Source organism: Serratia sp. CY33802, from assembly GCF_052169095.1.
In the GTDB taxonomy this organism is placed as follows: Bacteria; Pseudomonadota; Gammaproteobacteria; order Enterobacterales; family Enterobacteriaceae; genus Serratia; species Serratia bockelmannii.
This window is the reverse complement of sequence record NZ_JBJNLL010000001.1, coordinates 842,610-855,204: the sequence shown is the minus strand read 5'-3', so window position 1 is coordinate 855,204 and position 12,595 is coordinate 842,610. Positions and strand designations below refer to the sequence as shown.

Here is a 12,595-nt window from a genome sequence, read left to right as displayed (position 1 = left end):
TATTACTCCTGAAATCATTACTAATTATCATCGCAGCCCTCAAACTCGCAGCCTAACCATAACAATATTTTAACTCAGCAGACCAGTTCGGGTTTTAAACATTATTCAGGTTGCGATGTACGTCACTAATTGTCGGATATTCCCTATCCCAAAAAGCAAAAGGGCGGCCTGAGCCGCCCTGTCAAATATGTTCACATCAAGCGTATGCTACTCGGTTACGATGGTTTGCACCTGTGCCGGACCGGGGTTGTACCAGCCATAGCCTGCGCCCCAGCCGGGCCCCCACGGACCACCGCGCCAGCCCCAAGGGCCCATCGGCGCAGGCGGCATCACCACCTGCTGCACCAGATGCCAGCGCTTGAAACCGGTCACGTTCATCGTTACGAAACGATATGGCGTCATGCCGATCCGCCCCTCTTTCAGGCCGGTGATAGGGCCGACGACGGTCACCAGTTGGCCTTTGAAATCGACCGGTTCGAGGAAGCCGTTCACCGTGGCCAGCAAGCGGCCGTTCGACGGTTCACCCAGTATCGGCCGCGCACCGCTGTCGAGCGGCACCGCCGCGATCTCCAGCAGCGTACGCCCTTGTTCGTTGGCGACGTTCACCACAGTGCCGCCGAAGCGGGCTTCCGCGCCAGTAAACAGGTTCGGTGCATTTTGTACCGAGGAAAGCTGAGTCACCGGCGAAGGGCTGGAGCCTTTGATCGCATCCGGTACGGTGACGCACCCGGTCAGAACCAGCGCGCCGCAGGCGACGGCCAGCAGCGACAGCTTTTTACTTGCAGTGCGGATTAACATGGTCGCAATCTCCTGAAATGCCTGTAACTTTGACCGCGTTTCGTCGTTCAAGTTGCAGGCCTTCATCGCCCGGCATCAACAACAGCACAATACGCCGCGATTACTCGCGGCCCGGCAGTTTTTTCCAGGTGACTTCATTGCGCAGATAGGTCGGCTCGGCGTTTTCCACCGCCACCGCCAACCCCTGTTGCCAGGCGTGCAGCGCCAGCGGCAGCATGTCTTGCGCCTGCGGCAGCAGCATTTGGCCGTCACGCACGCTCAGCGTAGAACCGTTGACCAGATCGGGGTAGGTTTGCCAGCCGGTGCCAACGTGGGCCCATTCGCCCTGCAGGCGCTGTGCACGCTCGAGCGCCTGCGCCGGCGACAGCACCGCCTCGCCTTCGCTTTCCAACCAGCTGCCGTCCACTTGGCGTTCGAACTGCCCCCAGTAGACTTCCCCCATGCGCGCATCGATCGCTGCCAGCACGCGCGCCGCGCCGCTGACGCGCCAGGCGCCCTGCGCCATGGTTTGCAGCGTGGAAATGCCAATCATCGGCAAATCGGCGCCCAGCGCCAGGCCCTGAGCGATGCCGATGCCGATGCGCACCCCGGTAAAACTGCCGGGGCCGCGGCCGAAGGCCAGCGCATCGAGCTGGTTGAGCGCCAGACCGGATTCCGCCAGCACCTGCTGCACCATAGGTAAAATTCGTTGCGTATGCTCGCGTGGGCACAGCTCAAACAGGGCGTGGATTTCGCCTTGATTCCAGACGGCGACGGAACAGGCTTCCGTCGCGGTATCGATCGCTAAAATTCGCGTGGACATGCCAACCTCTGGCGGGAATAAAACTGGGTTTTTCATACAGGGCGCGCATTGTAGCACAGCCCCGTAAGCCCTTCATCTTTCACGTGGCCGACGTATCGGCGGCCTGCAGGAAGGCGATGGCCTGTTTCAGATCGCGGGTACGCGGCGTGGGCGGCAGGCTATTGAGGAACACCTCGCCATAAGGGCGCATCACCAGACGGTTATCGCAAATCACCAGCACGCCACGATCGTCGGTATCGCGGATCAAACGGCCCACCCCCTGTTTCAGGGTGATGACCGCATCCGGTAACTGTACGTCATTGAACGGATCGCCGCCGCGCAGGCGGCAATCTTCAATGCGCGCCTTCAGCAGCGGATCGTCCGGTGAAGTAAACGGCAGCTTATCGATGATGACACACGACAGCGCATCGCCACGCACGTCCACCCCTTCCCAGAAGCTGCTGGTCGCCACCAACAGCGCGTTACCGGCGGCGACGAACTGCGCCAACAGCTGCCCTTTGCTGGTTTCCCCTTGCAATAAGACCGGCAGCGTCATCGTGGCGCGGAACTCTTCCGCCAGCTCGCGCATCATCTGGTGCGATGTGCACAAGAAGAAGCAGCGGCCGTTGTTGGCTTCGATTAATGGGCGCAGCATGCGCGCCAGCTGGCGCGCCCCGCCGGGCTGATTCGGCGAAGGCAAAAAGCGCGGCACGCACAGCAACGCCTGTTTGGCATAGTCGAACGGGCTCGGCAACAGCAGCGTTTTGGCCTTGGTCAGCCCCAGCCGTTCGGTGAAGTGGCCCAACTGATCGTTGACCGACAGCGTGGCCGAGGTAAAGATCCAGCTGCCCGGCTTCTCGTCCAGCATTTCGCGGAAACGATCGGCTACCGTCAGCGGCGTCAGCGCCAGCACGAAGTGGCGCGAATTGCACTCATACCAATAGCTGTAGCCCGGTTCCGTTACCGCCTTGAGGCGTTTGAGACGCGCGCGGTACAGCGTGGCGCGCTCAAAGGCGGCGTCCAGCAGCGCCGAACGCCCCAGCGACAGCTTCATCACGTCATAACACAGCTCCAGCGCGTCATCGAGCAGCAACAGAGCACGCTGCACGTTGGGTTCGCCGAGCACGTCACGCAGATTACCGCGGAACCCCGGTTCTCCCAGATTCAGACGGAAATCTTGCGTGCTCAGGCTGAGACGGTCGGCGCTTTTTTGCAGTTGAGCGGCATCGCGCACCTCGGTGCGGTAGGCGATGGTGATGTCCTTCGCCAGATCCAGCAGCTGGCGGCTGGTGAGCTGCTGGCCGAAATACTGGCTGGCGATGTCGGGGATTTGGTGCGCCTCGTCGAAAATCATCACCTCGGCTTCCGGGATCAGCTCGGCGAAACCGCCCTCTTTCACCACCATATCCGCCAGGAACAGGTGATGGTTTACCACCACCACATCTGCATCCATCGCGCGGCGACGCGCCTTGACCACGAAGCAATCCTGATACAGCGGGCAGTCGCTGCCCAGACAGTTGTCATTGGTGCTGGTCACCAATGGCCAGACGAAGCTGTCCTCCGCCACTTCGCTACAGGTGCTGATATCACCCTCTTTGGTCTGCGACGACCACTTGCGCAGCTGCACCAGATCGATCAGCGTCTGCCCCGCCAGCTCCCCGCCGGCCATCGACTGTTGCTCAAGACGCTCCAGACACAGGTAGTTGGAGCGCCCCTTCAGCAGCGCCAGCTTGCCTTTGTACTTCAACGCCTTGGCGACGGTGGGCAGATCGCGCGCATACAGCTGATCCTGCAGCGCTTTCGAACCGGTGGAGATGATCACTTTGCGATCGGCACGCAGCGCCGGCGCCAGATAAGCGAAGGTTTTGCCGGTGCCGGTGCCGGCTTCCACCACCAGTTCCTGCTTGAAATTGATCGCTTCGGTAACGGCTTGCGCCATCTGCCGCTGCGGCTCACGCGGTTTAAATCCCTTGATAGCCTGCGCCAATGCGCCGTCTGTTGCAAAATCGTCTGTCACGCTGTCTCTCTGCCGGTGTCATTCAACGGTGATTATGCCAAGCCTGCCGCCCGGCTACCACCCACTTTATCGCCGCGCTTTTTTATCACCGGCTGTGCTACCCTTAGCGCGACTATGATATGGAGATAAGCAAATGAATATCGAAAGAATTGATCCCGATCAGCGCTGGTCCGAAGCCGTAGTGCACAACGAGACCGTTTACTACACCAGCGTGCCGGAGAACCTGGACGACGACGCGACCGCGCAGACCGCCAACGCCCTCGCCGCCATCGACGTGCTGCTGGAACGCGTAGGGTCGGACAAAAGCCGTATTCTGGATGCCACCATTTTCCTGGCCAACAGCGCCGACTTCGCCGCGATGAACGCCGCCTGGGACGCCTGGGTGGTCGCCGGCAGCGCGCCGGTGCGCTGCACGGTGCAGGCGCAGCTGATGAATCCGAAGTACAAGGTGGAAATCAAAATCATCGCCGCGCTGTAAGCCTGAGCGCAGACGAAAAAAACCGCAGACGGCGACGCCTGCGGTTTTTTATTGCCCGCTATCAAGACAGTTTAAGGATCACCATCCCCGTCAGCAACAGCGCCAGGCCAATCCAGCCTTTGGCGTTCAACCGCTGGCCGAACATGATCCAGCCTGCGGCGATGGTGGCGGCGATACCGAAACCACCCCACAGCGCATAGGCGATCGACAGATCGATACCCTTAACCGCCTGCGCCAGGGCGCTGAACGCGCCGAGCACCGACAGCAGCGACAGCAATCCCAGCCAAATTTTACGGAAGCCGTCCGACATCTTCAGGAAGATGTTGGCGATAATTTCCAGCACGATGGCCAGCCCCAGGAACCCAATGTGGTACAACTCAAACTGTTGCATGGTTGTCACCTCGCGGGCTGACCTGTTTTCGCTCTTTGCGGGTACCGGATTTCACCAACATGATGCCGGCGATCAGCGTAGCCAAGCCCAGCACCTTCAGCGCCGAGATCGGCTCGTCGAACCACAGTACGCTGAACAGGGTAATGAACAGAATGCCGATGCCTTCCCACAGCGCATAGGCCACGCCGAGCGCCACGCGTTTTATCGCTACCGACAACAATACATAAGACGCGGTGATCATCACGTACATCACGATATGCCCGATCATGCCGCCATTGACGCTGGCGTATTTCATCGACAAGGTGCCGATGATTTCGGTCATGATGGCCAAACCTAAAAAGATCCAATAAATCATAATTTTTCTCCCAAACGGCGAATAACGCGCGCCAAGGCATATTTATCCCGATTTATCTCGTCGAACGGCCGCAATGCGGCGCGCAAGACGCAGAGATCCCTGGGGATAAACTGACCCAAACGCAAAAAGAATGTTTGCCCGGCTGAACGGTAATGCGAAGGCCTAAGCCCGCTACCAGCACCGGTTAAGGGAGAAAGACGCTATAGCTCGCTGCACCAGTGATGCTCACTGGCAAGGATCGCAGACAGGAAGAGTTGGCACGTAGAGGTTCTGAGGGTAGTTCCGTTAATAGTCATCATAATAGTTCTCTATTATCAGCCGCACACCGTGCGATTTGCCCAATATCCTCATAAAAGTAAAATTTTCAACTGGGATATTTTTACCACAGCCAAAATTAGAAAGCAAACTGCCGTTTTCATAAAAAAGCAGAAAAAAACGGGTTAAAAATAAGAAAGTTAATCGCGATAAAAATTAAAAAAGGCCCAACGGAGCGTTGAGCCTTGCGAGATCCGCGGGTGAGCAAATAAGCGCCAACCCCAGGCCTGGCGCGGGTTACAACGCGGCGCCGCTGACCGCGCTGCGCGCCAGTTCAGTGATGCGCGCATAGTCGCCGCTTTCGAGCGCATCGGCCGGCACCAACCAGGAGCCGCCGATGCACAATACGCTTTTTAGCGCCAGATAATCGCGGTAATTGTTCGGCGTAATGCCGCCGGTCGGGCAAAAACGCACCTGGGGGAACGGGCCGCCGATCGCCTGCAGCGCCTTAACGCCGCCGTTGGCTTCCGCCGGGAAGAATTTGAATTCGCGCAGGCCGTAATCCATGCCCAGCATCAGTTCAGATACGGTGCTGATGCCCGGGATCAGCGGGATTGACCCCGCCGTCGCCGCCTGCAGCAAAGCGTCGGTCAGCCCCGGGCTGATGGCGAACTGCGCCCCCGCCTCGGTCACCTCCCGCAGCTGCTGCGGATTGATCACCGTACCGGCGCCGATGATCGCCTCCGGCACCTCTTTGGCGATAGCGCGGATAGCCTCCAGCCCGCAGGCGGTGCGCAGCGTCACCTCCAATACCCGCACGCCGCCGGCAACCAACGCTTTCGCCAGCGGCACCGCCTGCTCCAACTTGTTGATCACGATAACAGGCACCACCGGCCCTGCCGTCAGGATCTGCTCGGCGCTGGTTTTCCAGTTTTTCATCGTTATTTCTCCATGACTCGCGGTTAACAATGGCACGCCCCTGCCACAGGGCTCCGCGCAAGCGCGCGAACGTCCGGCCGTACCGTAAGTGATGTGGCCCACGCGCAGATCGCAGGCAAAAAAAAGCCGGCAGACAGGCTGCCGGCATTGCGCATTATTCGAACTCGTTCCAGGAACGGCCGTCGCGGGTGATCATTGCCACCGAGGCCACCGGCCCCCAGGTGCCCGCCTGATAAGGTTTAGGCGCCTCGTTGTCGGCTTTCCATGCATCCATGATGGAGTCGACCCACTTCCAGGCCTCTTCCACTTCATCGCGGCGCACGAACAGCGCCTGAATGCCTCGCATGGTCTCCAGCAGCAGGCGCTCGTAGGCGTCCGCCACGTGCTCCTGGTTGAAGGTTTCCGAGAAGCTCAGGTCCAGCTTGGTGGTCTGCAGACGGTGCTTGTGATCCAGCCCCGGCACCTTGTTCAGTACCTGAATTTCGATGCCTTCGTCCGGTTGCAGACGGATGGTCAGCTTGTTCTGCGGCAGCTGCTGGTACGAATCGCTGAACAGGTTAAGCGGCGGGTTTTTGAAGTACACCACCACTTCCGAACATTTGGTCGGCAGGCGTTTACCGGTACGCAGGTAGAACGGCACCCCGGCCCACTGCCAGTTGTCGATATCCACGCGGATGGAGACGAAGGTTTCGGTGCTGCTGCTCTTATTCGCGCCTTCCTCTTCCAGATAACCCGGCACTTTCTTGCCCTGGACGAAACCGGCGGTGTACTGCCCGCGCACGGTGGTTTCCCGTACATTGGTCTGATCGATGCGGCGCAGCGAGCGCAGTACCTTCACCTTCTCGTCGCGGATACGGTCGGTCGTCAGGTCCGCCGGCGGCGACATGGCGATCATGGTCAGGATCTGCAGCAGGTGGTTCTGGATCATGTCGCGCATCTGGCCGGCCTGGTCGAAGTAACCCCAGCGCCCTTCGATGCCCACCTCTTCCGCCACGGTGATCTGCACCGAATCGATGGTGCGGTTATCCCAGTTGGATGCGAACAGCGAGTTGGCGAAACGCAGCGCCAACAGGTTCAGCACCGTCTCTTTGCCGAGATAGTGGTCGATGCGGTAGACCTGGGACTCGTTGAAGAACTCCGCCACCTGATCGTTGATCACGCGGGAGGACGCCAGATCGGTGCCCAACGGTTTCTCCATCACCACGCGCGCCGGCTCATGGTTCAGCTTGGCTTCGCCCAACCCTTTGCAGATGGCGCCAAAGGTGCTTGGCGGCATGGCGAAGTAGTTGATGGTGGTGCGGTGTTTCTGATCCAGCATTTTACCCAGTTTGGTAAAGTTCTTGCTGTCGTTGACGTCCAGGTTGCAAAAGTCCAGGCGTGCGCTCAGCGTGGCCCAGAGTTCGTCATCCAATTTTTCTTTCATGAAGGTGCCAAGCGCTTCCTTGACCACTTCGGTATACGCTTTTTTATCCCACTCCGCGCGGCCGACGCCGATAATCCGCGTATCCGGGTGGATGTGTCCGGCTTTCTCTAACTGGTACAGGGAAGGCAGCAGCTTACGGCGCGCCAAATCACCTTTCGCGCCGAAAATAACCAGGTCACACGCCTGGGCTGTAGAGGTTACCGCCATGTTCATCTCCTCGTTGCAGGATATTTGTAATTTTCTTACATTACTAATGTACTCTGTTTGACTACGGCCAGCAAACCCGGTGCAGAAGCAGGAAAAAAGACCTCAAGATTCCAGTGATAGCGCCAATGCGCGCCAGAGCCCGCACAGGCGGGCAAAACTGTAATTTTTCGTCTTTTTTGACGCTCTGTTACCATTATGAAAGTTAGACACAGGTCATATTCTGGTGAAAAAAGCCTGCATACGCCCTGTCGAGACTGCCAACGGTTACCAGCACGTAGTATATTTTCACTAAACCGGCATTGATTTCTCCTTTGTTTGAAATCGACATACCCTATCGATTCCAGGTTACAGCCGCTCGTTTGGCGTCTGCGTGCACGGCGAACACAGGCGAAATTCGGCGCTGTTGCTTGAAAGCCACAGGGATAAAACCATGAGTGACTCTCGTTATATGAATACGCTGGACAAAATCCAGAACCATCTGGAACGCCTGAGCAAATCTGAAAGGAAAGTCGCCGAGGTGATCCTGGCCTCCCCACAGACCGCCATTCACTCCAGCATTGCCACGCTGGCGCGCATGGCCGACGTCAGCGAACCTACCGTCAACCGTTTTTGCCGCCGCCTTGATACCAAAGGCTTTCCCGATTTCAAACTGCACCTCGCCCAAAGCCTGGCTAACGGCACGCCCTACGTAAACCGTAACGTTGAGGAAGACGACAGCGTCGATTCCTATACCAGCAAGATCTTCGAATCGGTCATGGCCAGCCTGGATACAGTAAAGGCAAATTTGGATATTGCCGCAATCAATCGTGCGGTTGACCTGCTCACCCAGGCAAAAAAGATCTCTTTCTTCGGCCTGGGTGCCTCCGCGGCGGTGGCGCACGACGCGATGAACAAATTTTTCCGCTTCAACATTCCGGTGGTCTACTTCGATGACATCGTCATGCAACGCATGAGCTGCATGAACTCCGGCGAGGGCGACGTGGTGGTGCTGATCTCACACACCGGCCGCACCAAAAATCTGGTGGAGATGGCTCACCTGGCGCGGGAGAACGACGCCACGGTACTGGCTATCACCTCGCGCGACACCCCGCTCGCCCAAGCGGCGACCCTCGCGTTGCTGCTCGATGTGCCTGAAGACACCGACGTTTACATGCCGATGGTGTCGCGGATCGCGCAATTAACGCTCATTGACGTGCTTGCCACCGGATTTACCTTGCGCCGAGGGGCTAAATTCAGAGATAACTTGAAGCGGGTCAAAGAAGCGCTCAAAGAATCGCGCTTTGATAAAGGCGTGGTCATTCCCAACAGTTTTGATTCGTGACCCGACGAAGAAAAAAATCGCCGTTCAACAGACATTTGAATGACGGCATCAGAGGCGGTACCCTGTTAACATGCTCATGCGGGTAACCCGGGTGAAATATCAGTGTTGTAAAATTACATTTCACGCCTGGTTTCGTTATCCGACGTTATCGCAACACCAATATTTGCTTCACCAGTCAACGGAGTAATACATGTCCAGACGGCTCAGAAGAACCAAAATCGTTACCACCCTGGGTCCGGCTACAGACCGCGACAATAATCTGGAAAAGATCATTGCCGCCGGTGCCAACGTAGTTCGGCTTAACTTCTCCCACGGCAGCCCGGAAGATCACCAGGCTCGCGCAGACAAAGTGCGCGAAATCGCTGCCAAACTGGGACGTCACGTCGCTATCCTCGGCGATCTGCAAGGGCCGAAAATCCGCGTATCCACCTTCAAGGAAGGCAAAATCTTCCTCAACGTGGGTGATAAATTCCTGCTGGACGCCAACCTGTCAAAAGGCGAAGGCGATAAAGAAAAAGTCGGTATCGACTATAAAGGCCTGCCTGCCGACGTCGTGCCGGGCGATGTCCTGCTGCTTGACGACGGCCGCGTTCAGTTAAAAGTGCTCGAAGTTCAGGGCATGAAAGTGTTTACCGAAGTGACCGTCGGCGGCCCGTTGTCCAACAACAAGGGCATCAACAAGCTAGGCGGTGGCCTGTCAGCCGAAGCGCTGACCGAAAAAGACAAGGCGGACATCGTGACCGCCGCCAAGATTGGCGTCGACTATCTGGCGGTCTCCTTCCCGCGTACCGGTGAAGACCTGAACTATGCCCGCCGCCTGGCGCGCGATGCGGGCTGCAACGCCAAGATCGTGTCCAAGGTTGAGCGCGCCGAAGCGGTTTGCACCGACGAAGCGATGGACGACATTATTCTGGCCTCCGACGTGGTGATGGTTGCCCGTGGCGACCTCGGCGTCGAAATCGGCGATCCGGAACTGGTCGGCATTCAGAAGAAACTGATCCGCCGCGCCCGCACCCTGAACCGCGCGGTGATCACCGCGACTCAGATGATGGAGTCAATGATCACCAACCCGATGCCGACCCGCGCCGAAGTCATGGACGTGGCCAACGCCGTGCTGGACGGCACCGACGCCGTCATGCTGTCGGCGGAAACCGCTGCTGGCCAATACCCGGCGGAAACCGTGGCGGCGATGGCGCGCGTTTGTCTGGGCGCCGAGAAGATCCCGAGCATCAACGTTTCCAAACACCGTTTGGACGTGCAGTTCGACAATATCGAAGAGGCGATCGCCATGTCTTCGATGTATGCGGCCAACCACCTGAAAGGCGTCACCGCGCTGATCGCCATGACTGAGTCCGGCCGCACCGCGCTGATGATGTCACGCATCAGCTCCGGCCTGCCGATCTTCGCCATGTCGCGTCATGAGCACACGCTGAACCTGACTGCGCTGTATCGCGGCGTGACGCCGGTATATTTCGACAGCCACAAAGACGGCGTGATCGCCGCCAATGAAGCCGTCAATCGCCTGCGTGACAAAGGCTTCCTGGTCTCCGGCGATCTGGTGATCGTCACCCAGGGCGACGTGATGGAAACCGTCGGTACCACCAATACCAGCCGTATCCTGCGCGTCGAGTAATTCACGCCGCAGACGAAATGCCGGCCGGCTCACGTTGGCCGGCATTTTTTTTGCGCTGACATCGCCATAAACGACGGAGAACGCCATGCTCCACCAACACAACCCCGCAGCGAGCGCTGATGAGCTCGATCTCGACAGCCGTAGCCTGACGCAGCTCGACGAATCGCAGCTTGCCGGCAGCGCGCTGCGCAAGGTCAGCCTGTACGACAATCAGCTGACGGCCTTCCCCACCCCAATCTTCCGGCACCAGAATCTGCAGGTGCTGAATATCTCCTGCAATCAGCTCGACCGTCTGCCGCCGGAGATTGGTCAGTTGCAACAGCTCGAGATGTTCGACTTTGGCCACAATCGCGCGAGCGAACTGCCTGAAGCGTTGGGGCAACTGCACCGGCTGAAATACCTCTATCTGAGCGATAACGGTTTTAGCGACCTGCCCCATTCGCTGGCACAGCTGCAGCAGCTCATCTATCTCAACGCGACCGATAACCAACTGACCGCCTTGCCGCAGGCAATACCGAGGCTGGCGGCGTTGCAGGAGCTGCGTTTATACAACAATCGCATCCGCAGCCTGCCCGCCGAAATCGGGCAGCTGCGCGCGCTGCGCGAACTGCATATCATGAAAAATGCCCTGACCACGCTGCCGGCGGAAATGGCTCTGCTCGGTGAGTTGGAGATACTCGATGCGGCCAACAATGCTATCACCGAACTGCCGGCAGCCTTCTGCCGCCTGCCGCGATTGAGCGAGCTGAACCTGCGTTTCAATCAACTGACGCGCCTGCCGGAAAATATCGGTGAGCTGACAGCGCTGAGAAGTCTGGATCTGCGCGCCAACCGCCTGAGCGAGCTGCCGGAAAGCCTCGGCGAACTGAGCCGGCTGCGCAAGCTGGATCTGCGCTGGAATGATTTCACCCGCACGCCTAAAGTCATCGACATCCTGCGGGCGCGCGGCTGTATGGTGCACATCTGAAGTGATACCGGCCGGGTTATAGCCCGACCGGCGTTAACGTTAGGAAGGATTAGCGATACAGATCGTCGCGCGAGTAAGGCTCAATCTCCCCTTCCTTGCGCGTCTTCAACAGTTTTAGGATCCAGGTGTACTGCTCAGGGTTCGGGCCCACCAGGTTTTCCACTTCTTCATTCATGCGGCGCGCAATCCGTGGGTCATCGGCTTCGGCCAGATCGTCCATGGGCTCGCGAATATAAATATCCAGCATGCTGGTTTTGCCATCGTACACCGGGAACAAAGGCACGATCGCCGCACGGCAAACCTTCATCAACCGGCCTACCGCCGGCAGCGTCGCCTTATAGGTCGCGAAGAAATCGACGAACTCACTGTGCTCGGCGCCGTGATCCTGATCGGGCAGGTAGTAGCCCCAGTACCCCTGCCGTACCGAACTGATAAACGGTTTGATGCCGTCGTTGCGCGCGTGCATGCGGCCGCCGAATTTACGACGCACGGCATTCCACAGGTAATCGATCAACTGATTGCGCTGGTTGTGGAACATCGCCGCCATCGGTTGGCCGCGCGCAGCCATCAGCATCGCTGGCACATCCACCGCCCAGCCGTGAGGCACCAGGAAAATCACGTTACGCCCTTCCGCCCGGATCTTGTCCAGCACCTCTTCACCGTGCCAACGCACGCGCTTTAGCACTTTTTCGGGCTTGGTGCAGGCCAGTTCCGCCATCAGCACCATCGACTGCGGCGCGCAGGCGAACATCTGGTCGATAATGTGCTCGCGTTCGCTTTCAGGCAGCTCAGGCAAGCAATACAGCAGGTTGATGCGGGCACGACGGCGCGCGCCCTTCGCCAGCTTGCCGGCCAGTTTGCCGACCGCACCCAGCACCGGATCGCGCAGGCGCGCAGGCACCAGCGAAATGCCGGCCATCAGACCGGTTCCCAACCACACGCCCCAGTAGCGCGGATATAAAAAGGCTTTTTGAAACTGCGGGATGAACTCTACGTTCGATTTCTTCTCGTTTTGCATGCACGTGCTCTT

The 12,595-nt window shown here is 58.5% G+C and carries 12 protein-coding genes; 4 read left to right on the top strand and 8 right to left on the bottom strand.

Annotated elements, in window-relative coordinates:
* Positions 1 to 207: 207 nt before the first annotated feature.
* The 3 genes from ACJ8HA_RS04045 to ACJ8HA_RS04035 form a co-directional block, all read right to left on the bottom strand.
* Positions 208 to 798, bottom strand: coding sequence for a Slp family lipoprotein (locus ACJ8HA_RS04045; RefSeq protein ID WP_021503867.1), 591 nt, complete (start codon positions 796 to 798; stop codon positions 208 to 210).
* Between the two features lie 100 nt (positions 799 to 898).
* The gene (gene tsaB / locus ACJ8HA_RS04040; protein WP_025303116.1) at positions 899 to 1,600 is read right to left on the bottom strand and encodes a tRNA (adenosine(37)-N6)-threonylcarbamoyltransferase complex dimerization subunit type 1 TsaB; all 702 of its coding nucleotides are present in this window, start codon (positions 1,598 to 1,600) and stop codon (positions 899 to 901) included.
* A 79-nt stretch (positions 1,601 to 1,679) separates the two neighbouring features.
* Complete coding sequence (locus ACJ8HA_RS04035; RefSeq protein ID WP_004932318.1) at positions 1,680 to 3,596, bottom strand: ATP-dependent DNA helicase; 1,917 nt, start codon at positions 3,594 to 3,596, stop codon at positions 1,680 to 1,682.
* Between the two features lie 133 nt (positions 3,597 to 3,729).
* Here ACJ8HA_RS04035 and ACJ8HA_RS04030 point away from each other — a divergent pair, with 133 nt between their 5' ends.
* On the top strand, positions 3,730 to 4,074 hold the full coding sequence (locus ACJ8HA_RS04030) for a RidA family protein (protein WP_025303117.1): 345 nt from the start codon (positions 3,730 to 3,732) through the stop codon (positions 4,072 to 4,074).
* Between the two features lie 61 nt (positions 4,075 to 4,135).
* Here ACJ8HA_RS04030 and mdtI read toward each other — a convergent pair whose 3' ends face one another.
* The 4 genes from mdtI to zwf all read right to left on the bottom strand — a co-directional run bounded on the left by mdtI (position 4,136) and on the right by zwf (position 7,644).
* Positions 4,136 to 4,465, bottom strand: coding sequence for a multidrug/spermidine efflux SMR transporter subunit MdtI (gene mdtI, locus ACJ8HA_RS04025; protein WP_016927446.1), 330 nt, complete (start codon positions 4,463 to 4,465; stop codon positions 4,136 to 4,138).
* The gene (mdtJ, locus tag ACJ8HA_RS04020) at positions 4,452 to 4,820 is read right to left on the bottom strand and encodes a multidrug/spermidine efflux SMR transporter subunit MdtJ (RefSeq protein WP_025303118.1); all 369 of its coding nucleotides are present in this window, start codon (positions 4,818 to 4,820) and stop codon (positions 4,452 to 4,454) included. The genes mdtI and mdtJ overlap by 14 nt, the downstream gene beginning before the upstream one ends.
* Before the next feature lie 552 nt (positions 4,821 to 5,372).
* Entirely contained in the window at positions 5,373 to 6,014 is a 642-nt protein-coding gene (locus ACJ8HA_RS04015; protein WP_025303119.1) for a bifunctional 4-hydroxy-2-oxoglutarate aldolase/2-dehydro-3-deoxy-phosphogluconate aldolase, read from the bottom strand.
* 154 nt (positions 6,015 to 6,168) lie between these two features.
* A complete protein-coding gene (gene zwf / locus ACJ8HA_RS04010) occupies positions 6,169 to 7,644 on the bottom strand; it encodes a glucose-6-phosphate dehydrogenase (protein WP_033643346.1) in 1,476 nt (491 codons plus the stop codon).
* Between the two features lie 448 nt (positions 7,645 to 8,092).
* Between zwf and ACJ8HA_RS04005 the strand changes: the two genes are divergently transcribed.
* From ACJ8HA_RS04005 to ACJ8HA_RS03995, 3 genes are all read left to right on the top strand, one after another.
* Positions 8,093 to 8,965 carry a MurR/RpiR family transcriptional regulator gene (locus tag ACJ8HA_RS04005; RefSeq protein WP_025303120.1) on the top strand — a complete coding sequence of 291 codons (873 nt, stop codon included), beginning with the start codon at positions 8,093 to 8,095 and terminating at the stop codon, positions 8,963 to 8,965.
* Positions 8,966 to 9,155: 190 nt separating this feature from the next.
* Positions 9,156 to 10,598, top strand: a complete 1,443-nt coding sequence (gene pyk / locus ACJ8HA_RS04000; protein WP_004932339.1) for a pyruvate kinase — start codon at positions 9,156 to 9,158, stop codon at positions 10,596 to 10,598.
* Positions 10,599 to 10,683: 85 nt separating this feature from the next.
* Positions 10,684 to 11,565 (top strand): leucine-rich repeat domain-containing protein, encoded by an 882-nt coding sequence (locus tag ACJ8HA_RS03995; protein WP_442515211.1) that lies wholly within the window; start codon positions 10,684 to 10,686, stop codon positions 11,563 to 11,565.
* A 49-nt stretch (positions 11,566 to 11,614) separates the two neighbouring features.
* Here the strand turns inward: ACJ8HA_RS03995 and lpxM are convergent, their stop codons facing one another.
* Complete coding sequence (gene lpxM, locus ACJ8HA_RS03990) at positions 11,615 to 12,583, bottom strand: lauroyl-Kdo(2)-lipid IV(A) myristoyltransferase (protein WP_015378127.1); 969 nt, start codon at positions 12,581 to 12,583, stop codon at positions 11,615 to 11,617.
* Positions 12,584 to 12,595: the final 12 nt, after the last annotated feature.